The sequence below is a fragment of the Enterobacter sp. BIDMC 30 genome, assembly GCF_000534355.1.
Classification (GTDB): domain Bacteria; phylum Pseudomonadota; class Gammaproteobacteria; order Enterobacterales; family Enterobacteriaceae; genus Enterobacter; species Enterobacter ludwigii.
In genome coordinates this window covers 3,172,121-3,195,900 of record NZ_KI973169.1, presented here as the reverse complement: position 1 = coordinate 3,195,900, position 23,780 = coordinate 3,172,121, and the positions used below count along the sequence as shown (strand labels likewise).

Annotated in this window: 27 protein-coding genes; 12 read left to right on the top strand and 15 right to left on the bottom strand. The window is 54.2% G+C overall.

From position 1 onward, the window contains the following. From mdoG to L466_RS07275, 3 genes are all read left to right on the top strand, one after another. Window positions 1–1,554: a glucans biosynthesis protein MdoG gene (gene mdoG, locus L466_RS07265; protein ID WP_025204472.1), complete on the top strand. Its 1,554-nt coding sequence runs from the start codon at window positions 1–3 to the stop codon at window positions 1,552–1,554. Next, complete coding sequence (gene mdoH, locus L466_RS07270; RefSeq protein ID WP_032681268.1) at window positions 1,547–4,075, top strand: glucans biosynthesis glucosyltransferase MdoH; 2,529 nt, start codon at window positions 1,547–1,549, stop codon at window positions 4,073–4,075. The genes mdoG and mdoH overlap by 8 nt, the downstream gene beginning before the upstream one ends. 80 nt (window positions 4,076–4,155) lie before the next feature. After that, window positions 4,156–4,383, top strand: a complete 228-nt coding sequence (locus tag L466_RS07275; RefSeq protein WP_020884695.1) for a YceK/YidQ family lipoprotein — start codon at window positions 4,156–4,158, stop codon at window positions 4,381–4,383. A gap of 6 nt (window positions 4,384–4,389) precedes the next feature. Here L466_RS07275 and L466_RS07280 read toward each other — a convergent pair whose 3' ends face one another. From L466_RS07280 to L466_RS07290, 3 genes are all read right to left on the bottom strand, one after another. Then, window positions 4,390–4,764, bottom strand: a complete 375-nt coding sequence (locus L466_RS07280) for a MysB family protein (protein WP_020884694.1) — start codon at window positions 4,762–4,764, stop codon at window positions 4,390–4,392. Window positions 4,765–4,848: 84 nt separating this feature from the next. Further along, window positions 4,849–6,078: a multidrug efflux MFS transporter MdtG gene (mdtG, locus tag L466_RS07285; RefSeq protein WP_032681267.1), complete on the bottom strand. Its 1,230-nt coding sequence runs from the start codon at window positions 6,076–6,078 to the stop codon at window positions 4,849–4,851. Window positions 6,079–6,219: 141 nt separating this feature from the next. Further along, window positions 6,220–7,146 carry a Kdo(2)-lipid IV(A) acyltransferase gene (locus L466_RS07290; RefSeq protein ID WP_014169534.1) on the bottom strand — a complete coding sequence of 309 codons (927 nt, stop codon included), beginning with the start codon at window positions 7,144–7,146 and terminating at the stop codon, window positions 6,220–6,222. Between the two features lie 223 nt (window positions 7,147–7,369). Here L466_RS07290 and L466_RS07295 point away from each other — a divergent pair, with 223 nt between their 5' ends. Further along, window positions 7,370–8,419 carry an oxygen-dependent tRNA uridine(34) hydroxylase TrhO gene (locus L466_RS07295; RefSeq protein ID WP_020884692.1) on the top strand — a complete coding sequence of 350 codons (1,050 nt, stop codon included), beginning with the start codon at window positions 7,370–7,372 and terminating at the stop codon, window positions 8,417–8,419. Window positions 8,420–8,460: 41 nt separating this feature from the next. On the opposite strand, the gene L466_RS07300 is transcribed toward L466_RS07295, so the two are convergent. The 9 genes from L466_RS07300 to mdtH form a co-directional block, all read right to left on the bottom strand. After that, a complete protein-coding gene (locus L466_RS07300; RefSeq protein ID WP_020884691.1) occupies window positions 8,461–9,039 on the bottom strand; it encodes a YceI family protein in 579 nt (192 codons plus the stop codon). A 1-nt stretch (window position 9,040) separates the two neighbouring features. Next, window positions 9,041–9,607, bottom strand: a complete 567-nt coding sequence (locus tag L466_RS07305) for a cytochrome b (protein WP_032670551.1) — start codon at window positions 9,605–9,607, stop codon at window positions 9,041–9,043. 228 nt (window positions 9,608–9,835) lie between these two features. Then, window positions 9,836–9,949, bottom strand: a complete 114-nt coding sequence (locus tag L466_RS0122595; RefSeq protein ID WP_032670549.1) for a DUF2770 family protein — start codon at window positions 9,947–9,949, stop codon at window positions 9,836–9,838. A 59-nt stretch (window positions 9,950–10,008) separates the two neighbouring features. Continuing rightward, the gene (solA, locus tag L466_RS07310; RefSeq protein ID WP_032681266.1) at window positions 10,009–11,127 is read right to left on the bottom strand and encodes an N-methyl-L-tryptophan oxidase; all 1,119 of its coding nucleotides are present in this window, start codon (window positions 11,125–11,127) and stop codon (window positions 10,009–10,011) included. Window positions 11,128–11,243: 116 nt separating this feature from the next. Continuing rightward, window positions 11,244–11,498 carry a biofilm formation regulator BssS gene (gene bssS, locus L466_RS07315; RefSeq protein WP_008500827.1) on the bottom strand — a complete coding sequence of 85 codons (255 nt, stop codon included), beginning with the start codon at window positions 11,496–11,498 and terminating at the stop codon, window positions 11,244–11,246. Between the two features lie 272 nt (window positions 11,499–11,770). Next, window positions 11,771–12,016 carry a DNA damage-inducible protein I gene (dinI, locus tag L466_RS07320; protein ID WP_020884687.1) on the bottom strand — a complete coding sequence of 82 codons (246 nt, stop codon included), beginning with the start codon at window positions 12,014–12,016 and terminating at the stop codon, window positions 11,771–11,773. Window positions 12,017–12,090: 74 nt separating this feature from the next. Next, on the bottom strand, window positions 12,091–13,137 hold the full coding sequence (pyrC, locus tag L466_RS07325; protein WP_032677867.1) for a dihydroorotase: 1,047 nt from the start codon (window positions 13,135–13,137) through the stop codon (window positions 12,091–12,093). 126 nt (window positions 13,138–13,263) lie between these two features. Continuing rightward, on the bottom strand, window positions 13,264–13,824 hold the full coding sequence (locus L466_RS07330) for a lipoprotein (protein ID WP_020884685.1): 561 nt from the start codon (window positions 13,822–13,824) through the stop codon (window positions 13,264–13,266). 124 nt (window positions 13,825–13,948) lie between these two features. Then, window positions 13,949–15,157 carry a multidrug efflux MFS transporter MdtH gene (mdtH, locus tag L466_RS07335; protein ID WP_032681265.1) on the bottom strand — a complete coding sequence of 403 codons (1,209 nt, stop codon included), beginning with the start codon at window positions 15,155–15,157 and terminating at the stop codon, window positions 13,949–13,951. 236 nt (window positions 15,158–15,393) lie between these two features. Here mdtH and rimJ point away from each other — a divergent pair, with 236 nt between their 5' ends. From rimJ to murJ, 4 genes are all read left to right on the top strand, one after another. Continuing rightward, window positions 15,394–15,978 (top strand): ribosomal protein S5-alanine N-acetyltransferase, encoded by a 585-nt coding sequence (rimJ, locus tag L466_RS07340; protein WP_013097146.1) that lies wholly within the window; start codon window positions 15,394–15,396, stop codon window positions 15,976–15,978. Between the two features lie 9 nt (window positions 15,979–15,987). Next, window positions 15,988–16,638: a YceH family protein gene (locus L466_RS07345; RefSeq protein ID WP_020884684.1), complete on the top strand. Its 651-nt coding sequence runs from the start codon at window positions 15,988–15,990 to the stop codon at window positions 16,636–16,638. 2 nt (window positions 16,639–16,640) lie between these two features. Continuing rightward, the gene (locus L466_RS07350) at window positions 16,641–17,564 is read left to right on the top strand and encodes a Gfo/Idh/MocA family protein (protein ID WP_032681264.1); all 924 of its coding nucleotides are present in this window, start codon (window positions 16,641–16,643) and stop codon (window positions 17,562–17,564) included. A 191-nt stretch (window positions 17,565–17,755) separates the two neighbouring features. Further along, window positions 17,756–19,291, top strand: coding sequence for a murein biosynthesis integral membrane protein MurJ (gene murJ / locus L466_RS07355; protein WP_020884681.1), 1,536 nt, complete (start codon window positions 17,756–17,758; stop codon window positions 19,289–19,291). Between the two features lie 59 nt (window positions 19,292–19,350). On the opposite strand, the gene flgN is transcribed toward murJ, so the two are convergent. The 3 genes from flgN to flgA all read right to left on the bottom strand — a co-directional run bounded on the left by flgN (window position 19,351) and on the right by flgA (window position 20,827). Then, window positions 19,351–19,776: a flagella biosynthesis chaperone FlgN gene (gene flgN / locus L466_RS07360; RefSeq protein ID WP_032681263.1), complete on the bottom strand. Its 426-nt coding sequence runs from the start codon at window positions 19,774–19,776 to the stop codon at window positions 19,351–19,353. A 4-nt stretch (window positions 19,777–19,780) separates the two neighbouring features. Then, entirely contained in the window at window positions 19,781–20,074 is a 294-nt protein-coding gene (gene flgM / locus L466_RS07365) for a flagellar biosynthesis anti-sigma factor FlgM (RefSeq protein ID WP_032681262.1), read from the bottom strand. A gap of 93 nt (window positions 20,075–20,167) precedes the next feature. Continuing rightward, entirely contained in the window at window positions 20,168–20,827 is a 660-nt protein-coding gene (gene flgA, locus L466_RS07370; RefSeq protein WP_032681261.1) for a flagellar basal body P-ring formation chaperone FlgA, read from the bottom strand. A 157-nt stretch (window positions 20,828–20,984) separates the two neighbouring features. Here flgA and flgB point away from each other — a divergent pair, with 157 nt between their 5' ends. From flgB to flgE, 4 genes are read left to right on the top strand one after another with little or no spacing between them, the layout of a single operon-like run. After that, a complete protein-coding gene (gene flgB / locus L466_RS07375; protein WP_032681260.1) occupies window positions 20,985–21,401 on the top strand; it encodes a flagellar basal body rod protein FlgB in 417 nt (138 codons plus the stop codon). 3 nt (window positions 21,402–21,404) lie between these two features. Continuing rightward, a complete protein-coding gene (gene flgC / locus L466_RS07380) occupies window positions 21,405–21,809 on the top strand; it encodes a flagellar basal body rod protein FlgC (RefSeq protein ID WP_013097138.1) in 405 nt (134 codons plus the stop codon). Between the two features lie 11 nt (window positions 21,810–21,820). Continuing rightward, complete coding sequence (gene flgD, locus L466_RS07385; protein ID WP_014169557.1) at window positions 21,821–22,531, top strand: flagellar hook assembly protein FlgD; 711 nt, start codon at window positions 21,821–21,823, stop codon at window positions 22,529–22,531. Window positions 22,532–22,557: 26 nt separating this feature from the next. Continuing rightward, the gene (gene flgE / locus L466_RS07390) at window positions 22,558–23,766 is read left to right on the top strand and encodes a flagellar hook protein FlgE (protein ID WP_014169558.1); all 1,209 of its coding nucleotides are present in this window, start codon (window positions 22,558–22,560) and stop codon (window positions 23,764–23,766) included. Window positions 23,767–23,780 lie beyond the last annotated feature (14 nt).

Sequence of the window (23,780 nt, the reverse complement as noted above, 5' to 3'; positions counted from 1 at the left end):
ATGAAACATAAACCACAGATGATGAAAATGCGTTGGTTGGGTGCTGCAGTGGTGTTATCTCTGTATACCTCATCGGCACTGGCCTTTAACATCGACGATGTCGCAAAACAGGCAAAATCGATGGCAGGCAAGAGCTACGAAGCGCCAAAAAGTAACTTGCCCTCCGTTTTCCGCGACATGAAGTATGCGGACTATCAGCAGATCCAGTTCAACCATGACAAAGCGTACTGGAACAACATTAAAACCCCGTTCAAGCTTGAGTTTTATCATCAGGGAATGTACTTCGACACGCCTGTTGCCATTAATGAAGTGACGGCGACCGCGGTACGTAAAATCAAGTACAGCCCGGATTACTTCAATTTTGGCAATGTTCAGCACGATAAAGATACGGTTAAAGACCTGGGCTTCGCTGGCTTCAAGGTGCTTTACCCGATCAACAGCAAAGATAAAAACGACGAAATCGTCAGCATGCTCGGTGCCAGCTACTTCCGCGTGATCGGGGCAGGGCAGGTGTACGGGCTTTCTGCGCGTGGCCTCGCCATTGATACCGCGCTGCCATCAGGTGAAGAGTTCCCACGTTTCCGCGAGTTCTGGATTGAACGTCCAAAACCAACCGACAAACGCCTGACTATTTATGCACTGCTGGATTCCCCGCGTGCGACCGGTGCTTATCGCTTTGTGATTATGCCTGGCCGTGACACGGTCGTTGACGTGCAGTCCAAAGTTTACCTGCGCGATAAAGTCGGCAAACTGGGCGTTGCACCGCTGACGAGTATGTTCCTGTTTGGGCCGAATCAGCCGTCACCGGCGACGAACTTCCGCCCGGAACTGCACGATTCCAACGGTCTTTCTATTCATGCAGGTAATGGTGAGTGGATCTGGCGTCCGCTGAATAACCCGAAACATCTGGCTGTTAGCAGTTTTGCGATGGAAAACCCGCAAGGTTTCGGCCTCCTGCAGCGTGGCCGTCAGTTCTCCCGATTTGAAGATCTGGATGACCGCTATGACCTGCGCCCAAGCGCCTGGGTCACGCCGAAAGGTGACTGGGGTAAAGGTAAGGTTGAGCTGGTTGAAATTCCAACCAATGACGAAACCAACGATAACATCGTTGCTTACTGGACGCCGGATCAGCTGCCGGAAGCCGGTAAAGAGATGAACTTCAAATACACCATTACCTTTAGCCGCGACGAAGACAAACTGCATGCGCCGGATAACGCGTACGTCATGCAGACTCGCCGTTCTACGGGTGATGTGAAGCAGTCTAACCTGATCCGTCAGCCTGATGGCACCGTGGCCTTTGTTGTGGACTTCGCGGGCCAGGATATGAAAAAACTGTCCCCGGATACCGCCGTTGCCGCTCAGGCGAGCATCGGTGATAACGGTGAAATCGTTGAGAACACCGTACGCTATAACCCGGTAACGAAAGGCTGGCGTCTGACGCTGCGCGTGAAAGTGAAAGATCCGAAACAGACCACTGAAATGCGTGCTGCGCTGGTCAGTAACGATCAGCCGCTGAGTGAAACCTGGAGCTATCAGCTACCTGCCAATGAATAATACATCTGAATATATTGATGCCATGCCGCTGACGGACATTGAAAAAGCGGCGCTGCCTAAAAGCGACATCCGCGCGGTGCATACCGCGCTGGATGGCGAACACCGTCCGTTTTCACGTGACGATGATACGCCGCTGGGGTCAGTAAAGGCGCGTCTGGAGCAGGCATGGCCAGACTCGCTGGCAGAAGGGCAGTTGATTAAAGACGACGAAGGACGCGATCAGCTTCAGGCAATGCCGAAAGCCACGCGTTCCTCGATGTTCCCTGACCCGTGGCGCACCAACCCGGTTGGCCGCTTCTGGGATCGCCTGCGTGGGCGTGATGTTACGCCGCGCTATCTGTCGCGCCTGACGAAAGAAGAGCAGGCCTCCGAACAGAAATGGCGGACCGTGGGGACCATTCGTCGTTACATTCTGCTGTTACTGACGCTGGCGCAGACCGTGGTCGCTACCTGGTACATGAAAACCATTCTGCCTTACCAGGGCTGGGCGCTTATCAACCCTGCAGACATGATGGGCCAGGATATCTGGGTCTCCTTCATGCAGCTGCTGCCGTATATCCTGCAGAGCGGCATTCTTCTGCTGTTTGCCGTTCTTTTCTGCTGGGTGTCAGCCGGTTTCTGGACCGCGCTGATGGGCTTCCTGCAGCTGCTGATGGGGCGGGACAAATACAGCATTTCAGCCTCAACGGTCGGGGATGAACCCCTTAATCCTGAGCACCGTACGGCGCTGATCATGCCTATCTGTAACGAAGACGTTGACCGCGTATTTGCGGGTCTGCGTGCGACCTGGGAATCCGTAAAGGCAACCGGTAACGCGGCGCATTTTGACGTCTATATCCTGAGTGACAGCTACAACCCGGACATTTGCGTTGCCGAGCAAAAAGCCTGGATGGAACTGATCGCGGAAGTACAGGGTGAAGGCCAGATCTTCTACCGCCGTCGTCGTCGTCGCGTGAAGCGTAAAAGCGGAAACATCGATGACTTCTGCCGTCGCTGGGGGAATCAGTACAGCTACATGGTCGTGCTGGATGCTGACTCCGTAATGAGCGGCGACTGCCTGAGCGGTCTGGTGCGTCTGATGGAAGCCAACCCGAACGCGGGGATCATCCAGTCTTCGCCAAAAGCGTCCGGTATGGACACGCTTTATGCGCGCTGCCAGCAGTTTGCAACCCGCGTCTACGGGCCGCTCTTTACCGCTGGTCTGCACTTCTGGCAACTGGGTGAGTCTCACTACTGGGGTCACAACGCCATTATCCGCGTGAAGCCGTTCATTGAGCACTGTGCGCTGGCTCCGCTGCCGGGGGAAGGTTCGTTTGCGGGGTCTATTCTGTCGCACGACTTCGTGGAAGCGGCGTTGATGCGTCGTGCTGGCTGGGGCGTCTGGATCGCCTACGACCTGCCGGGATCTTACGAAGAGCTGCCGCCGAACCTGCTGGATGAGCTCAAGCGTGACCGCCGCTGGTGTCACGGTAACCTGATGAACTTCCGCCTGTTCCTCGTAAAAGGGATGCACCCGGTTCACCGTGCTGTATTCCTGACTGGCGTAATGTCTTATCTCTCCGCACCGCTGTGGTTTATGTTCCTTGCGCTCTCTACTGCGCTACAGGTGGTGCATGCTCTGACGGAACCGCAATACTTCCTGCAACCGCGCCAGCTGTTCCCGGTGTGGCCGCAGTGGCGTCCGGAGCTGGCGATTGCGCTGTTTGCCTCCACCATGGTACTGCTGTTCCTGCCTAAGCTGCTCAGTATCATTCTGATCTGGTGCAAAGGCTCGAAAGAGTACGGTGGTTTCTGCCGCGTGACGCTCTCGCTTCTGCTGGAAGTGCTGTTCTCCGTGCTGCTGGCGCCGGTGCGTATGCTGTTCCATACCGTGTTTGTGGTCAGCGCGTTCCTCGGCTGGGAAGTGGTCTGGAATTCACCGCAGCGTGATGATGACTCCACGCCGTGGGGGGAAGCCTTCATGCGTCATGGCTCGCAGCTGCTGCTGGGTCTGGTATGGGCGGCAGGTATGGCCTGGCTGGATCTACGCTTCCTGTTCTGGCTGGCCCCGATTGTCTTCTCGCTGATCCTGTCACCGTTTGTGTCAGTGATTTCGAGCCGTTCAACGGTGGGGCTGCGTACCAAACGCTGGAAACTGTTCCTGATCCCGGAAGAGTATTCGCCGCCACAGGTGCTGGTGGATACCGACACGTATCTGGAGCAGAACCGCAAACGCTCGCTGGAAGATGGTTTTATGCACGCGGTGTTTAACCCGTCATTTAACGCTCTGGCGACGGCCATGGCGACAGCGCGTCACCGTGCAAGCCAGGTACTGGAGATTGCCCGCGATCGTCACGTTGAACAGGCGCTGAACGATACGCCGGAAAAACTCAACCGCGACCGTCGTCTGGTGCTGTTGAGCGATCCGGTTACGATGGCACGCCTTCACTACCGTGTGTGGTCTGCGCCGGAAAAATACTCTTCGTGGGTCAGCCACTATAAAGAGATTAAAATTAATCCACTCGCGCTGAAGGCGAAGTAAGCCTTCTGTGCCCGGCGGCGTTACGCTACCCGGCAAATAAAATACCGGCTGAAAAGCCGGTATTTTTTTAGAGGTCATTGATGAAAATAATCCTCGCCGTGATGATGGCGTGTTTACTCAGCGGCTGTGGCAGCATCATCAGCCGCACCATTCCAGGGCAAGGCCACGGTAATCAGTACTACCCCGGGGTAAAATGGGATGTACGTGACTCAGCGTGGCGCTATCTCACCGTGCTCGATTTACCGTTTTCACTGGTATTCGATACGCTATTGCTGCCAATCGACGCTCAGCACGGCCCTTATGAATAGGGGAAATTAACGCTCATCCCACTCATCGGCTGCGGTCTGTCCTTCTTCCGTATCCAGCGGCGGCTCGAGCTGAAATTCGCCCTCATCCCACTCGTGCAGGGTGTTTTCTTCAAGCCATTCCTGCCGTAGTTCGATTTCGTCATAGTCGCCATCAAAGACGGCCTGCGCACCTTCTCCGCTCAGGACCGGCAAACATTCTCCTTCCTCGCCATCATCAGCAAAGAATTCGGCCTGCCACATAATATCCCCGTCCTGCAGAACGTATTTCTGGATATTAAGTTGTTGCACGTCAGCATTTTCTTCCTCAACGCCGGGATTATCGGCGAGGAACTCTTCACGAGCGGCATCAATAGCTTCTTCCAGTGTGGCGTACATGGTCATTGGTGTCTCCCTGTTTTCCTGAAGGTTTCAGGGAAAGAATAGCTGAATATCGGGTTCTGCAAGTATGAATGCAAAAATAAGCTGTCACGCGTTCGTCTTATTAACGACCGGTCGTAAAGCCCTCGATAAACTGAACCACGAATAAATCGCATTAAACAGCACCACGCCCGCGGTGACGATAAACACGGCGCGGAAACCAAAACTGGCGGAAATTCCGGCTCCGACAAGCGGTCCGGTGACGTTGCCGATATCGCGAAATGACTGGTTATAGCTAAAAATGCGGCCGGCTATCTGGTTCGTTGAGTTGTACACCAGCAGGGTCTGAACCGCAGGCAGTAACGCGCCGTCTGCCGCTCCCAGTAAGAAGCGCAGCAGGCCAAGCTGCCATGGTGCTTGTACCATCGACATCGGAATGAGGAGCAGAACGGAAATCACCAGGGCGCATATCAGGATTTTTTCCGGGCCCACGCGGTCCCCCAGTTTTCCCAGCCTCGGGGCGCTGAGCAGCGCTGCCACGCCGGGCACCGACGCGATAAGCCCGCTGATAAACGCAATATTACTGACGTCACCGGCCAGATCACGAACGTAGAGCGTCAGAATAGGGGCAATCGACCCGGTTGCTACCTGAATAATCAGGGTCGTGACGAACAGGCTTAGCACCAGCCTGGGATTTTTAAGCGAGGTCAGCACATCCCGTGCGTGGAGCATCTCTTTTCGGGGGACCGGGGTGAAACGTTCACGGATACAGAGCAGCGTGACGATAAAGCAGAGAAAAAGGACGCTGGCAGTAATGAAAAAGACCGGACGCAGGCCGTAGTTATCCGCCAGCAGCCCGCCTGCCAGCGGTCCCAGCAATGCGCCGCTCACGCCTCCGGTGGAGAGCGTGCCGAGCGCCCAGCCGCTTTTGTGTCGCGGAATTTGGGTGGCAATGAGCGCATTTGCGTTAGGAATAAAGCCCCCCAGCAGACCCAGTAACGCGCGCAAAATCAGAAATTGCCAGACGTTCTGCGCAAGGCCCATCAGCGCCATGATGATGGCCATCCCCAGTGCCGAACGCAGCAGCATGATCTTTCGTCCTTTGCGATCGGCAAGGCCACCCCAGAAGGGCGAAGCAATCGCGGAAAAGAGAAAGGTGATACTGAAGACCAGGCCAGACCACATATTGAGTGCACTGTGACCGGTGACGCCAAGTTGTTCAACGTAAAGCGGCAGGAAGGGCATCACCAGGCTAAACGCCGCACCGGTGAGAAAACAGCCAAGCCACGCAACCGTGAGGTTACGCTTCCAGTTTATGGGGGCATCTGAGGGTGACATAACAATCCGCATAATGAGGTGCAAAGCACCATAGGCCTGAAGTAATAAGCCTGCTAAGTATGCGCCTGGGTTATGATCGCTGCAATGCGGAGGCGCTTTTAAAGCTAAATGAGCGTGCGGCCCTGATGGCCGCACGGAAAATTAATAGCGCGACGGCATACCCTCTGGCCGTGTTTTGAAGCGACGATGGAGCCACATATACTGCTCCGGCGCGAGCATGATGCATTTCTCAACCACTCTGTTCATCCAGCGAGCGGTCGTTTCCGCATCGTCCAGAGGCGGCGCGAGTTCCGGCTCGAGCATCATTAACTCGTAGCCTGAGCCATCCGGCTTGCGACGCGGGACAAACGGGACGATCGCGGCTTTGGACATTTTCGCCAGCATCCAGGTACCGGTGGTTGTGGCCGCCTCTTCAACGGCGAAGAACGGGACAAATACGCTGGATTGTGGGCCATAATCGTGGTCAGGGGCATACCAGATCACTTCACCTGATTTCAGCGCGCGGATCATCCCCTTCAGGTCTTTACGGTCGATCATACTTTTGTTGGAGCGCATACGGCCGTTGGTCTGGATTAAATCGATCACCGGGTTATCGTTAGGGCGATAAACACCAATACCGGGTGCCTGCATGCCAAACATACGCGCACCGATCTCCAGCGTCAGAAAATGCACGCCAATCAGCAGTACGCCTGTCTTATTGGCCTGAAGCGTATGCACAGGCTCCATACCTGTCCCGGTGACTTCACTCCAGCGGGCCATCCGTTTGTCTGGCCAGAACCATGCCATACCGGTTTCCATCAGCCCCATGCCAACGGATTCGAAATTCCTGGTAACCATCTCATGACGTTCCGCCTCGCTCATCTGCGGGAAGCACAGCTCAAGGTTGCGGTAGGCAATCCTGGCGCGGCGTTTCATGAATTTTTGACCAATACGGCCCACACATTTGCCCACACGGAAAATCACAGGGTAAGGGAGTTGGACCATCAGCCATAAAAAACCAATGCCAAGCCAGGTCAACCAATAGCGGGGATGCAAAAGGGCGACAGTAAATTTCGGTAACTGGGTCATGTCTTTCCTGTGTTCTAACGTCCTGTTTAGCTATTGTCTCATTTTTTGAGGCGTAGCCAAAATGTCTGTCTTCGAAACGTGTACGAATGCAGCAATTGTTAAGTCTGACTAACTAGGGGTGTGTGAAATGTAGCGTAAATTGTGTGGATGTAAATTGTCATTGTTTGCTATATGATGCCGACCGATTTTTCATTCTCTCTAACGATTGCAGGACTTGTACACCATGCCAGTGTTACACAACCGCGTTTCGAATGAGATGTTAAAGGCGCGTATGTTGGCTGAAACCGAACCGCGCACGACAATCTCATTCTACAAATACTTTACCATCAACGATCCACAAGCGACCCGCGATGCGCTTTATCAGGCCTTCACGACGCTGAATGTTTTCGGTCGCGTCTATCTTGCCCGTGAAGGCATCAATGCCCAGATCAGCGTACCGGAAAGCAAAGTAAACGCCTTCCGCGACCTGCTTTACGGGTTCGATCCGGCTCTCAACGGTGTACGCCTGAACATTGCCCTGGATGATGACGGTAAATCATTCTGGGTACTGCGCATGAAAGTGCGTGAACGCATTGTCGCGGACGGTATTGACGATCCGGCGTTTAACGCCGCTGATGTCGGGGAATACCTGAAAGCGGCGGAAGTGAATGCGATGCTGGACGATCCGGATGCGGTGTTCATCGATATGCGTAACCATTATGAGTACGAAGTGGGGCATTTCGAAAACGCGATGGAAATTCCGGCTGATACCTTCCGCGAGCAACTGCCAAAAGCGGTTGAGATGATGCAGGAACATAAAGATAAAAAAATCGTGATGTACTGCACCGGCGGGATCCGCTGTGAGAAGGCCAGTGCCTGGATGAAGCACAACGGGTTTAATAAGGTCTGGCACATTGAAGGCGGCATTATTGAGTACGCCCGCCGTGCCCGTGAGCAGGGTTTACCGGTCCGTTTTATCGGTAAAAACTTTGTCTTTGACGAACGAATGGGCGAGCGTATTTCAGAGGATGTGATTGCCCACTGTCACCAGTGCGGTACGCCGTGTGATACCCATACCAACTGCAAAAATGACGGATGTCATTTGCTGTTTATTCAGTGTCCGGCCTGCGCCGAGAAATTTAACGGATGCTGCAGCGAACTGTGCAGTGAAGAGAGTATGCTGCCGGAAGAGGAACAGCGCCGTCGTCGTGCAGGACGGGAAAACGGTAACAAGATTTTTAATAAATCCCGTGGCCGTCTGAACACCAAACTGGGTATTCCCGACCCTGAATAAGGCTGATGCCCGGCAGTGTGAAAGCCTGCCGGGCGTCGCTATTATGACTTCTGCTGAACGCCTTCAACGGAAATAATCAGTTCGACATCCTGAGAAGCAGGGCCCAAATCGGTAGTAATATTAAAGTCTTTCAGGTGAATTTTACCTGCGGCTTCAAATCCGGCACGTTTACCCCCCCACGGATCGTCACCCTGGCCCATTAATTTTGCATTCAGCGTAACCGGTTTTGTCACGCCGTTGAGCGTCAGGTTGCCGGTAATATCCAGCTTATCGCCATCTTTTTTCACTTCCGTGGAGGTGAAGGTGGCCTGCGGGAATTTAGACACGTTCAGGAATTCCGCACTGCGCAAATGTTTATCGCGTTCTGCATGATTGGTGTCGACACTGTTGGTATTAATGGTCACGTTGACTTTATCGGCGGCAGGATTTTTTTCGTCAAAGCTGAATGTGCCGTCAAAATCATTAAAGGTGCCATACAGCCAGCTATACCCGAGATGCTGAATACGGAAATTGACGAAAGCATGTTGGCCCTCTTTATCAATTTTATAGTCAGCAGCAACGGCTGAGCCGGTGGTAAATAACAGAGAACCCAGTGCGATACCCAGCAGGTGTTTTTTCATTTTAAGCTCCAGAGTCAACTGACGAGCGGCCAAGCATGCGCTTTAGCGTATCGTCTTTATCGATGAAATGATGTTTAAGGGCGGCAAGCCCGTGCAGCACGGACAGGATAACCACGCTCCATGCCAGCCAGAGGTGAATCACCCCGGCAATATCGGCCTGTGATCCCGCATCGGCAAGCGTTGCCGGGACATCAAAAATGCCAAAAACGCTTATTGGCTTACCCTCTGCTGTCGAAATGAGATAGCCGCTGATCAGAAGAGCGAAGAGCAGCGCATAAAGCGTAATATGCGCGGCAACAGCGCTGATACGGGTAAATTTACTGTGGGTCTTTGGCGCGGCAGGCGGCGGTGAAATGTGTCGCCAGATCACGCGAATAACCAGCCCCATCATCAGCAGCACGCCGATGCTCTTATGCAGCTCCGGGGCCTGGTGATACCAGCCATCGTAATAGCTGAGCGTCACCATCCAGAGGCCAAGTCCGAACATGGCATAGACCGCAATAGCAAATATCCAGTGCAAGCTTATGGATATTATTCCATAGCGCCGGGAGGTGTTACGCAATTGCATCAGGATTACCATTATCAAATAAACAGAGCAGTAAAAATGAACGGGAAGGAATGATATTGCAACTGAAATAAGTCGATATTGATTTTTATTTTATTTATTTCAGCGGTTTTGAAAATGATCCGCAAAGGTAATTCAATGTCTTCGTGCAAGACTTAACAAAGGGCTAATTGAGGAATTGTTCTAACTTAAGCAAATATAAAGTAATGTCAATAAATGTCAGGCAGGCTTTCAGTAAAATACAATGTAAATAAAATCAATGATGGCCAGCAGCGCCCACAATAAGATATAGAGCATCAAATGCTCACGAATATTATTGATGAGAAAACCCACAACTTTGCGCATAGCGCCCCGCAAACCGTTACAAGAAGAGGGGCTCCGGAACGTCCGAAGCCCGTGGTGGATTATCCGTTAAAACGTGAAAGAGAGAAGGGCTTCAGATCAAACTGCGGTGTAATACCCTGGGCAAACTGCGCGGCAATTTCACCCAGAACCGACGCGAACTTAAAGCCGTGACCGCTCAGACCGGTGATGAGCAATGTGTTCTCATGCCCGGGCAGCGTATCGATAATAAAGTCTTCGTCCGGCGTGTTGTCGTAGGTGCATGCCGCGCCATAGAGTAAGCCACCGACGCCCGGCAGAATATTTCGCAGGAACGAGAAGGCTTCAGAGCCATCCTGTGGGTAGGCGCCAAACGGTTTACGTTCTTCAGGAGAGGAGATAATTTGTCCCCCATTGTGTTTCCCGATTTTGAGCGCGTCTTTATCCGAAGGGAAGCCGTAGAACTGATCGCCGTTGGGTAACTCGCCGGTGAACGCCGGGAATTTATTCTGCGTACTGTAACGGCCATCAGACTGGAACCAGGAGAAGACCTTGCGCACCGGCTGTACGGGCAGGTCTGGCAGCAGACGGGTTACCCAGGTACCTGCACTGATGAGCAATCGGGAGGCCGTGTACTCTCCGTCCAGGGTTGTCACCGTGACGCCGTCAGCGTCATGCTTAATGGCCTCGACCGGACAATTGAAAAGCTGGGCGCAGCCTGCTTTCGCGGCCAGCGCTATCCAGGTTTTTATTGCTGTTTCGCAATGCAGCACGCCGGAATGGGCTTCAAAGAGACCAACATAATCGTCCGGGACGGTGATTTCCGGCCAGCGTGACATGATCCCCGCCGCGTCGAGCTTCTCAACGTCCAGGTTAAATGTCTTCGCGCTGCGTTCGACGCTGGCGAGAAAATCAGAGCGGGCAGGACCAAGGTTAATGATGCCCGTGCGTTCGAAAATGCGCTCCTCAGTCTGTTTAGCCAGTTCGTCCCAGAGCGCTTGCGCGCGAAGTACCAGCGGGACATAGCGCTCGCCTTCACCATAGGCGTGACGAATGAGGCGAGTATCGCCATGATGGCTTCCCTCTGAATGAGGGGGAAGATGGGCATCTATCATCAGAACCTTGAGGCCAGCCTGGGTGGCATAATATCCGGCGGCAGAACCAACGGAGCCGCTACCAATAATAATCAGATCATATTTCATGGGCATCTCTTAAACTAACGCTTTGTTAGCAGAGTAATTAACATCGGGGGCTTATACAAGGGAGAAATAAATAAGGCACCCCGAGGGTGCCTGTAGAGTGAAAAGTGGGCTAAACGCTAATGCCGTTTATACTCATTTTCCTGGTAGTCGCCAGATTCTATTTTTGCGATGCCTGCTTCCAAAATAGAAATAAACTGACGGGCGACGTCTGTCGTAAGCCACAGCGTCTGTCCAACTTCCGCTTCTTCACGGTTCAGCTGATTTGGGGTCTGGTAGTGCAAACGCAGCATCAGTGCATCGTAGCTGTCTACGGTACTGATATCCCAGCCAACGAGTGGGTGGGTCTGGATGACTTCGCTATTCTTTTCCATTATAACCCCCATAATGCGTGTTAGAAGACAACGACTTCGAGGTTCAATGCATGTTTTTCTGAAGCAACTTCAGTATACAAGTAATAAGGGTTCCTAAGGGAAAAATAAACAGCTAGCAACACATTTTTCTGCTTTTTAGGATTGTTCGAACAATAAAACACCATGTTGTTCACGATTTTTAAAGAAGTTGCCGAATTAATTTGAACTTTCTGGATTTTCAGGCGAAAAAAAGCCGGGGCGACCCGGCAAAAAAACACAATGAGGGAGCAGTGTTAATCTGTGATGAACCAGTCGTCGGCGCTTTCCCACGTTTCCTGCAGGATTTCGGTGATACGCGCTTTATCTTCTTTCGCGCCGCCAATGACGGAGAGGTTGTTTGCGGCCGCGTAACGGACCGTTACGGCACCGTCGTTTTCGGGAAAGGTGTTGTTAATACGACGGGATAATTCGCCTGCAAGCGCATCAAGCGCGCCGGCAGGCAGAACGGTAGTTTTGGCTATGGTGACTTCAATACGCATAAATGCCCCCTGTGTAATATACTGTTTATTTATACAGGTATATTATCGGTTTGACAACAAGGGGCACTGATTTTTTAGCGTTTTACCGTCCAGCGAACGGTTTCACCTGCCAGGAATGGGATCAGCGTGTCATCGGTCAGTGGAATGGCTTCCTCAACCTGGCTCTCTTTACGTTCCAGCTCAATGAAGGTCTCATTGACCGGCAACCCATAAAAACGGGGGCCATTGAGTGAGCAGAACGCCTCGAAATGCGGCAGGGCATTCATCTCTTCAAACACGGTTGCATAGCTGGCGAGAGCAGTTGGGGCATTAAAGCAGCCCGCACAGCCGCAGCTTGCTTCTTTGCGATGACGCGCATGAGGTGCGGAATCCGTGCCCAGAAACGCGCGAGAGAAACCGCTGGCAACCAGTTCGCGCAGCGCCTGCTGGTGAATGTTACGCTTGAGGATCGGCAGGCAGTACAGATGCGGACGTACACCGCCAACCAGCATGTGGTTACGGTTAAACATCAAATGCTGTGGCGTGATGGTGGCGGCGATAAGCTCGTTACCGTCGCGGACATACTCCGCGGCATCTTTGGTGGTGATGTGCTCGAAGACCACTTTGAGCGCGGGAAGGCGCTGACGCAGGGGCTCCATCACGGTGTCGATAAAACGGGCTTCACGGTCAAAGATGTCGATCTCGGCATGCGTGACTTCACCGTGAACCAGCAGCGGCATACCCAGTTTCTGCATACGCTCCAGTACCGGCATGATGGCATCAATGCTGGTAACGCCGTGGCTGGAGTTGGTGGTGGCATTGGCCGGATAAAGTTTCGCAGCGGTGAATACGCCTTCGTTAAACCCGCGCTCCACTTCGTTTGGATCCAGGGAATCGGTCAGGTAGCAGGTCATCAGCGGGGTGAAATCATGGCCCGCCGGGACGGCATCCAGAATGCGCTGGCGATACGCCATTGCGGCATCGACGGTGGTGACTGGTGGCACCAGGTTAGGCATGACAATCGCGCGGCCATAAATTTCGCTGGTATAAGGCACGACGGTTTTGAGCATATCGCCATCGCGCAGATGGATATGCCAGTCGTCAGGGCGGCGGATTTTAAGAACCTGGGGTTGTGCAGTCATGGAAGCTCCGGCTTGTCAGGAATCAGTCATTCGGATGGCTGTTTTTGCCGGACACAAATCATAAGCGGAAACGTTTTCGTTTGCACACTTTTCCGTAAAAAAAAGGGCGCCTCGGCGCCCTACGGGTTAATCAGTGAAGGGAATAATGATTTCTCCCGGTTTCACCTCTATCCCTTTAGCATACTTTTTCGCAAGCGCTTCACCCTTGCTCTTGTCTTCACTTAAGACATAGGCTGGCTGCTGATTAAAATAGTTACGCAGCGACTGATTCAGATAAGGCATCAGGGTTTGCAGCACAGATTTCATCTTGTCCGGCGTGACTTCCGCATCGACGACTTCCATCTCCTGCAGGTAAATAGCCCCTTTCTCTTTGTTAAAGACTGGCAGCGCTTTCAGCTTCAGCTTGATATTGGCTTTCTGGTTGCCGAAGAGGGAGGTCATATCGAGGTTTGCATCCCCGTTCAGCGTCACTTTGTTTGGCTCTTCACGTCCTATCTGGCTGGTCAGGTTACTGAGGACGATATGCGCATCGGCAAGCCCGGGCACGCCGATGTCTTTTGAAAAGTTGTTATGTTTTTCCAGCGCCTGATTAATTTCCTGTTCACTGACGGTGTATTGCGTAAGCTGGTTACAGCCCACCAGCAGACCGCTGACAATGAATGCAGCGGCAATGACAATTTTCTTCATAGTGTTCCTCAACGAAAAATCGGCGCTTCTGTCCTGTTACGTCAGTATGTCAGTGTGAAATGGCAGAAACCAGCAGAAAAAACTGAGAAGTGAGGCGGGAGCGACCTCCCGCCAGAGGGAAGGGCTACGCGCCCGGTTCGAGCATGCCGCTTGCGCTGCGCTTCTGGCTGAACTGCCACCAGAGGGCCAGCAGCGTCATAAAGCCCACCGCGCCGAGCATCATCCACGGCAGTTCCGGTTGATTCAGCGCTTTGCCTGCATCAAACAGCCAGCCGCCGCCGGCGTAACCCAAAGCCCCACCAAAGGCCAGACCGAGTCGGCTGAACCCCATATAGCTGCCGCGGGCACGCGCATCTGCAAGCGAGGCGCTCAGCGTCTCACGAGCCGGCTCGGCGATGATAGAGCCGATATAGAAGGTGCAAATCAGCGTAAACAGCTGCTGGAGAGAATTCACCAGACCGATGGGCATCATGCTCAGTGTCATTAAAAACAGCCCGGCCATCAGACGATGCTCCAGGCGAAAATGCCGTTCACTCCAGCGGGCAATCGGATAGAGCAGCGTCAGCGAAAGCGCGGCTTCGATGGCGTACATCCATTTCACGGCGGCCGGGGTTCCCGCAATATCATTGACCATGATAGGCAGCATCAGCATCACCTGCACGGCAAGCATGTAGTAACCCGTCAGGGTCAATACGTAGGTGACAAAACGTTTGTCGTGCAGGACGCGGCCCAGCCCTTCGCGTACCGGCGCTTTCACCGTCGACAATTTCCATGCTGGCAGATACAGGCCATTAAAGAGGGCGCACAGAATAAAGAGCACCGCGCCAGCCGCGCAGACCAGACGGAAATCGTACTGCAGCAACCAGCTCCCCAGAAGCGCGCCAATTACCGCGCCCGCGCTGTCCTGCATCATCAAAATCGAGAAGAAACGTCCGCGGTGCTGCGGGCGAATTAACTTCACCACCAGCGCGGTGCGCGGCGGGTCAAACAGGGTTCCGCCGATCCCGGAGAGAAAGCAGGAGAACCACAGAAGCCAGGGCTCATGGGCAACCGCCATCGTGGCAAAGCCTGCCGCACGAAGCAGCATACCGGTCACAATCATCGGTTTCGCGCCGAAGCGGTCAGCAATGGCGCCGCCAAACACCCCAAGGCCTTGCTGGACAAACTGGCGTAACCCCAACGCGATGCCAACCATCAGCGCCGCCCAGCCCATTTGATCGACAAAGCGGATCGAGATAAGAGGAAACACTACAAAAAAGCCGAGCACGACCAGCATGTTATCGACTAGCAGGAAATATTTACCCAGGCTCCTCGCCTGTGATACGCGGGACATTTTCCCTCCAGGGAAAACAGGATGGTGAGCACGCTAACATTCTGCGGGGTTACTGCGCGTTTTCCCACCCCTGGGCGTGACAATATTTTTTTATCAAAAGAGCGCTTTGATAGAGAGTTCTCATCGAAAAATGTGAAAAGAGGTCAAAATGGTATGTCACTGTTTTCACAGACGGCGCAGGCACAGGTATAGTAAAGCTAATGGGTCAGCAGAAGTGACGGGAAGGAGTGGTATCGATGTTTGGCTATCGCAGTAATGTGCCAAAAGTGCGTCTGACAACGGACAGGCTGGTCGTTCGTCTGGTGCATGAGCGTGATGCCTGGCGTCTGGCGGATTATTACGCCGAGAATCGCCAGTTTTTAAAACCCTGGGAACCCGTTCGGGATGAGAGCCATTGTTACCCATCTGGCTGGCAGGCGCGCCTCAGTATGATTGCGGAATTTCATAAGCAGGGAAGTGCGTTTTATTTTGCGCTGCTGGATCCCGAAGAAAAAGAGATTATCGGCATCGCCAACTTTTCAAACGTCGTGCGCGGATCGTTTCACGCCTGCTACCTCGGCTACTCCATCGGTCAGAAATGGCAGGGGCAGGGGCTGATGTATGAAGCATTAACGGTGGCGATCCGTTATATGCAACGCACGCAACATATCCATCGTATTATGGCGAACTATATGCCGCATAATCAGCGCAGCGGTAATTTGCTGGCGCGTTTAGGGTTTGAGAAAGAGGGTTACGCCAAAGACTATCTGCTGATAGATGGAGAATGGCGCGACCATGTCCTCACGGCATTAACCACCCGGGACTGGACAGCGGGTCGCTAAGGAGAAGAGATGAAATATCAGTTAAGCGGTGCAGAAGCGCGCGTCGTCGGATGCCTGCTGGAAAAACAGGTCACGACGCCGGAGCAATATCCGCTCTCTGTCAACGCCGTCATGATGGCCTGCAACCAAAAGACCAACCGCGAGCCGGTAATGAACCTCAGCGAGCATGACGTTCAGGATGTGCTGGATGAACTGGTGAAACGCCATTATCTGCGCACCGTCAGCGGCTTCGGAAACCGCGTCACCAAGTACGAACAACGTTTTTGTAATTCCGAATTCGGCGACCTGAAGTTGAGCGCCGCGGAAGTGGCGGTGATCACGACCCTTTTACTGCGCGGGGCACAGACTCCCGGCGAGCTGCGCACACGGGCTTCCCGTATGCATGAGTTTGCGGATATGCAGGAAGTGGAACAAACCCTGGAAGGGCTTGCAACCCGCGAGGATGGCCCTTACGTGGTGCGTCTGGCACGCGAACCGGGCAAGCGTGAGAGCCGCTATATGCATCTCTTCAGTGGCGAGGTGGATACCGCGACGCTGGCAACGGAACAAGAGTCCACTGTTGTCAGCGGCAGCCTGACGGCGCGCGTGGACGCGCTGGAAGAGGAGGTCGCTGGGCTGAAACAGCGCCTGGACGCACTGCTGGCACATTTGGGAGATTAACAGTGAAAAAATTACGTGTAGGCGTGGTGGGGCTTGGCGGTATTGCACAAAAAGCCTGGTTACCGGTATTAGGCGCGGCAACGGACTGGACGCTTCAGGGCGCGTGGTCACCTACCCGCGAGAAGGCTGAACGCATCTGCGCAACCTGGCGGATACCTTATGCCGCTTCGCTGTCGGATCTTGCCCGCGAGTGCGACGCGGTATTTGTGCATACCTCAACGGCAACGCACTATCAGGTAGTCAGCGAACTGCTGAATGCCGGTGTTCACGTCTGTGTGGATAAGCCCCTGGCGGAGAACGTTCAGGATGCCGAGCGACTGATAGAGCTGGCGGCACGCAAGAACCTGACGCTGATGGTGGGCTTTAACCGCCGCTTCGCTCCGCTTTATCAGCAGCTGAAGGCTCAGCCGGGCGCGCTGGCCTCCCTGAGGATGGATAAACACCGTACCGACAGCGTCGGGCCAAACGATCTGCGCTTTACGCTTCTCGATGATTATCTGCACGTGGTGGACACAGCGCTCTGGCTGACAAACGGCCAGGCTCAGCTGAAAAGCGGGACCCTGATGACCAACGATCTGGGCGAGATGGTCTACGCCGAGCACCACTTTGCGCTGGAACATCTGCAGGTGACCACCAGCATGCATCGTCGTGCGGGCAGTCAGCGGGAGTTTGTCCAGGCCGTCACTGAAGGTGCGCTGTATGACATCACCGACATGCGGGAGTGGCGTGAAGAGAAAGGCAACGGTGTGGTCACGCTTCCGGCGCCGGGCTGGCAGAGCACTCTGGAGCAACGCGGCTTCGCGGGATGCGCCCGTCACTTCATTAGCTGCGTGCAAAATCAGACGGTTCCGGAAACCGCCGGTGAACAGGCCATCATGGCGCAACGCATCGTGGAACGGCTCTGGCGAGAGGCCATGAGTGAATAACCCTCTGTAACATCTGCCGATAGTAATTCCCTTAAATCCGGGTAGACTAAGCGCCGATTGTTGGTTTCGCCGGGAGGCGTTTCGCCTACCCGGCCTGCAAATCCGAAGGCCTGCGCAAGCGCAACGCCGTCGGGCATTCATTACGCCTGCTCTGCAGGCGTTTTGCCGTATGGTTGTGGAAATTCACATTAATGAACTTATTAAAATCGCTGGCAGCAGTCAGCTCGATGACCATGTTTTCTCGCGTACTGGGTTTTGCGCGCGATGCCATTGTGGCAAGGGTTTTTGGTGCTGGGATGGCAACGGACGCCTTTTTCGTCGCGTTCAAACTGCCGAATTTATTGCGCCGTATTTTTGCTGAGGGGGCTTTCTCGCAGGCCTTCGTTCCAATTCTGGCGGAATATAAAAGCAAGCAGGGCGAAGATGCTACGCGGGTGTTTGTCGCCTACGTCTCCGGGCTGCTGACGCTGGCGCTGGCTATTGTGACAGTCCTGGGGATGCTGGCTGCGCCCTGGGTGATTATGGTGACCGCGCCGGGGTTTGCCGACACCGCTGATAAATTTGCGCTTACCACCCAGCTGCTGCGCATTACCTTTCCTTATATTCTGCTGATCTCGCTGGCCTCGCTGGTGGGGGCAATCCTCAATACCTGGAACCGCTTCTCCGTTCCGGCGTTTGCGCCGACGTTTTTGAATGTCAGCATGATCGGCTTTGCCCTGTTTGCCGCACCGCATTTCAACCCGCCGGTACTGGCGCTGGCCTGGGCGGTGACCGTGGGCGGCGTCCTGCAGCTGGCATATCAGCTGCCGCATCTGAAGAAAATTGGCATGCTGGTTCTGCCGCGCATTAATTTCCGTGATGCCGGCGCAATGCGCGTCATGAAGCAGATGGGACCTGCAATCCTCGGGGTTTCTGTCAGCCAGATCTCACTTATCATCAATACCATCTTTGCCTCTTTCCTGGTGTCCGGTTCGGTCTCCTGGATGTACTACGCTGACCGTCTGATGGAGTTTCCTTCTGGCGTACTGGGCGTCGCGCTGGGGACGATTCTGCTGCCGTCGCTCTCGAAAAGCTTTGCCAGCGGCAACCATGATGAGTATTGCCGCCTGATGGACTGGGGCTTACGCCTCTGTTTCCTGCTGGCACTGCCAAGCGCGGTGGCGCTTGGGATCCTCGCGAAACCGCTGACCGTCTCGCTGTTCCAGTACGGTAAATTTTCAGCCCATGATGCGTCCATGACTCAGCAGGCGCTGGTGGCGTACTCGGTGGGATTGATGGGGCTGATTGTTGTTAAAGTGCTGGCACCAGGGTTCTACTCCCGTCAGAACATTAAAACCCCGGTGAAGATTGCCCTGGTGACGCTGGTGATGACCCAGTTGATGAACCTGGCGTTTATTGGCCCGCTGAAGCACGCGGGTCTGGCTCTGTCTATTGGTCTGGCGGCCTGTCTGAATGCCGGGCTGTTGTACTGGCAGCTGCGTAAGCAGGATATCTTCACGCCGCAGCCGGGCTGGGCGAGTTTCCTTGTGCGACTGGTTATCGCGGTGCTGGTGATGGCAGCGGCGTTGCTCGGCATGATGCACGTGATGCCGGAGTGGTCGCTCGGCACCATGCCTTATCGTCTGCTGCGACTGATGGCCGTGGTGGGTGTTGGGGTTGTGGCTTACTTTGCCACCCTCGCCGTGTTGGGCTTCAAAGTGAAAGAGTTTGCCCGCCGTACGGCATAAACGCCAAAAGGGGAGTTCACCTTATGGTGCTCCCCACTGCTTGATTTGTCGCTTATGCTTCAAATCGAAATCTTTTTCCCGCCCGAAATACGGGCCGTCGCTGTCTGACCATCCGCACCGTACAGCCCGGTTTCTTTATGCGGTTTTAACACCTCAAGCGCTTGCTGATTACGCTCTATCTGACCTTCAAGCAGCCAGCCGTTATGCTGGTTGAGATCGCGAAGGTGCTGGGTTTTTTCTGTAATAGTCTGCCAGCGCTCAACGATATCGTCGTTAGCACTGCGCTTAGGATCCTGCTCAGCGCGACGTTGCTGCTCAAGGTAATCCAGCGTCGCCAGAAGCGAGCTTTTGTCTTCAGTAATACGCTGCAACGCGCTGCCGTTGATGTGACCGGAAGAGAGGTGCTGTTGCTCAGCGTCCATTACCGTTTTCAGGTCGTTCAGGACAACCGTCATTTGATCCAGTATTTCTGACAGTCGACTCATACGGTTAGTTACTCTGTAAGAAACTCTGCGCTTCCTGAATCAGGGCGTCAGCAATTTTGCTGGTGTCCATTTTCAGCTCGCCGTTACGAATAGCCGTTTTCAGCGCTTCAACGCGTTCCATGTTGATATCGTTGCAGCCTGGCTGCATCAGTTTTGCCTGGGCATCGCTCAGGGTTACGCTGGTGCTGTTAGACGTTGACGGTTTTTCCAGACGCGTTTTCTGCGGCGTAGCGTCATTCGTTTCGCGAGGTTGTACAGCGCTTACCGGCTTCAGGGCTGATGTACGATCAATGCTCATAGTGTTGTCCTCATCGAGGGTTCGCGGCGTTGGCGCCTGACATCATCATTAGTTGAATATTTATCGGCAGCTGCAGCGAAATCTTTAAAAAGATTATAGGTTAATCAGAATATTCCCATCAGAATCGACGGTTCCGCTAACCACCTGCCCTGAAGACATTCTGACGCGGGCATTTTGCGCTACCGCGGCATTGTTTAACGCTTTCCCTTCACTGTTGATACTGAAGCCATCTCCATTGGCCACCACCATCACCTGTTGACCCGCCTTGACGCGCCACGCCTGGCGCAGCATCGACAGCTGTATCGGCTGGCCCGGTGCGACATCACGCAGGCTGACGGCGTCCTGCGCCTGGTTAATTTCAAGCATTGTCCGTGGCGGCAGCTGATCCAGACGGCCGCGCTTCAACGTCACGCTGTTGGCCTGCAGTGCGGTACCCCGGGCAATGGGGACAGCGGCGACAACATAATTGCCTGTCGCCTGGACTGCAACCTGTAAATACCGTTTTTCGTTGGCGCAGCGTGCCAGCACGTTCACGTTCCCCCACAGTCTGGTGGTGCCGGTCACGGTAAATGACGGCTGCTCACAGGAGGAATACAGATTTGGTGGCGTGCGTACCGTGACGACAACTTCATCGCTAAAGCCCGCCAGCTTCTGGGCAAAAAAGGTGTTTAGCTGATCCTGTAAACCATCCGCCTGCACCAGGGGGCTAAAAAGCAAGAAAGTTGCCATCAGGCCACGTTTTAACGTTTGCATCGCAAGTTCCACCGTTTCCAGAATTGAGTGAATTCTACCTGCAGTGGTTTTTCATCAACGCAATAAATAGCGACGCATTTTGCGCTTATTCCGTCGATAAGGCGGATGGGTTGAGATTTAAGCTGTGAACTGAAATTTTGCCATCAGCGGAGGAGACATGCTCGATAAACTCGACGCCGCGTTACGTTTTCAGCAGGAAGCGCTCAATTTACGTGCCCAGCGGCAGGAAATTTTAGCCGCCAATATCGCTAACGCCGATACGCCAGGGTATCAGGCGCGCGATATTGATTTTTCCAGTGAGCTTAAAAAAGTGATAGAGCGTGGACGCGCAGAAGGGAGCGGTGTCGCGCTCGCGCTGACCTCCTCACGTCATATTCCCGCTCAGACGATGACCGCACCAACGACCGATTTGCTTTATCGCATTCCCGACCAGCCTTCACTCGACGGTAACACCGTGGACATGGACCGGGAGCGTACACAGTTTGCCGATAACAGCCTGAAATACCAGACAGGCCTGACCGTTCTCGGCGGACAAATCAAAGGCATGATGAACGTCCTGCAGGGGGGCAACTGATAAATGGCCTTGCTGAATATTTTTGATATCGCCGGCTCGGCGCTTACCGCGCAGTCCAAACGTCTGAACGTAGCCGCCAGTAACCTGGCGAACGCCGACAGCGTGACCGGACCAGACGGTCAGCCTTATCGTGCGAAACAGGTCGTCTTTCAGGTCGATGCGGCGCCAGGCGCGGCCACCGGCGGTGTGAAAGTCTCTGATGTGGTTGAGAGCCAGGCACCGGACAAGCTGGTGTATGAGCCTGGCAACCCGCTGGCGGATGCGAACGGTTACGTAAAAATGCCTAACGTGGATGTGGTGGGTGAGATGGTGAACTCCATGTCGGCGTCACGCAGTTACCAGGCAAACGTCGAAGTGCTTAATACCGTGAAGAGCATGATGCTCAAAACACTCACTCTCGGCCAGTAAAGGAGACATGCATGTCCATCGCCGTAAATGTGAATGATCCCACGAACTCAGGTGTTAATGGCGCCAAAAGTTCGACGGGTTCCAACGCCCTGACGGGCAGTAACGCGTCCGATCTGCAGAGCAGCTTTCTGACGCTGCTGGTGGCGCAGCTGAAGAACCAGGATCCCACCAATCCGATGCAGAACAACGAGCTGACCACGCAACTGGCACAGATCAGTACCGTCAGCGGCATTGAAAAACTCAATACCACCCTTGGCTCCGTTTCCGGTCAGATTGACAACAGCCAGTCTCTGCAGGCTGCGAATCTGATTGGTCATGGGGTGATGATCCCGGGGACCACGATCCTTGCCGGCACCAGCACTACCGAGGGGACGTCAACCACGACCACCACGCCGTTTGGCGTTGAGCTGCAGCAGCCGGCTGACAAAGTGACTGCGACGATCAGCGATGCGAGCGGGGCAGTGGTACGCACCATTGAGATTGGTGAGCTGAAGGCAGGCGTACACACCTTTACCTGGGACGGCAGCCTGACCGACGGCACGAAAGCACCAAACGGTTCTTACAAAGTGGCGATCAGCGCCAGCAACGGAACCACCCAACTGGTGGCGCAGCCGCTGCAGTTCGCGCTGGTTCAGGGCGTGATTAAAGGCGCCGGCGGTAACAAACTGGATTTGGGTACCTCGGGTACCACCACGCTCGACGAAGTTCGGCAGATTATCTAAGCCTTAACACTTATCAGGAGTAAGTCATGGCCTTTTCTCAAGCGGTCAGCGGCCTGAATGCTGCGGCCACCAACCTGGATGTCATTGGCAACAACATCGCCAACTCCGCGACCTATGGTTTTAAATCCGGTTCTGCCTCATTTGCAGATATGTTTGCCGGTTCCAAAGTGGGTCTGGGCGTGAAAGTTGCGGGCATCACTCAGGACTTTACCGACGGTACGACGACCAACACCGGTCGTGGTCTGGACGTCGCCATCAGCCAGAACGGTTTCTTCCGTATGGTCGATTCCAACGGCTCTGTGTTCTACAGCCGTAACGGTCAGTTCAAGCTGGACGAAAACCGTAACCTGGTGAACATGCAGGGTCTGCAATTAACCGGTTATCCTGTTGCGGGTACCCCGCCAACGGTTCAGACCGGCGCTAACCCGCAGGCGATCAATATCCCAACGACCTTGATGGCGGCGAAATCCACCACCACCGCGTCCCAGCAGATCAACCTGAACTCTACTGACACCGCGCCAACCACGGCCTTTGATCCGACCAACCCTGACAGCTACAACAAAAAAGGGACGGTGACGGTCTTTGACAGCCAGGGTAATGCGCACAACATGAACCTGTTTTACGTTAAAGACGCGACTCCGGCAAACTCCTGGAAAGTCTATGCCCAGGACGGCAGCGTTGCAGGAAGCACGCCATCCCTGGCGACCACGCTGACCTTCAACACCAGCGGCGTACTGACCGGCGGCGGCAGCATCAATATCACCACCGGCACCGTTCCAGGTGCAACGCCAGCCACGTTTGCGATGAGCTTCGCCAATTCCATGCAGCAGAACACCGGCGCGAATAACATCGTGGCAACCAACCAGAACGGTTACAAACCGGGTGATCTGGTGAGCTACCAGATCAACGACGATGGCACAGTGGTGGGCAACTACTCCAACGAACAGACCCAGGCCCTGGGCCAGATCGTGCTGGCTAACTTCGCCAACAACGAAGGTCTGAAGTCTGAAGGCGATAACGTCTGGTCTGCCACCCAGTCTTCTGGCGTGGCGCTGCTGGGTACTGCGGGCTCCGGTAACTTCGGTACGCTGACCAACGGTGCGCTGGAAGCGTCTAACGTGGATCTGAGTAAAGAACTGGTGAACATGATCGTCGCGCAACGTAACTATCAGTCGAACGCGCAGACCATCAAAACCCAGGATCAGATCCTCAACACGCTGGTTAACCTGCGTTAAGCGGCTGACAGGAA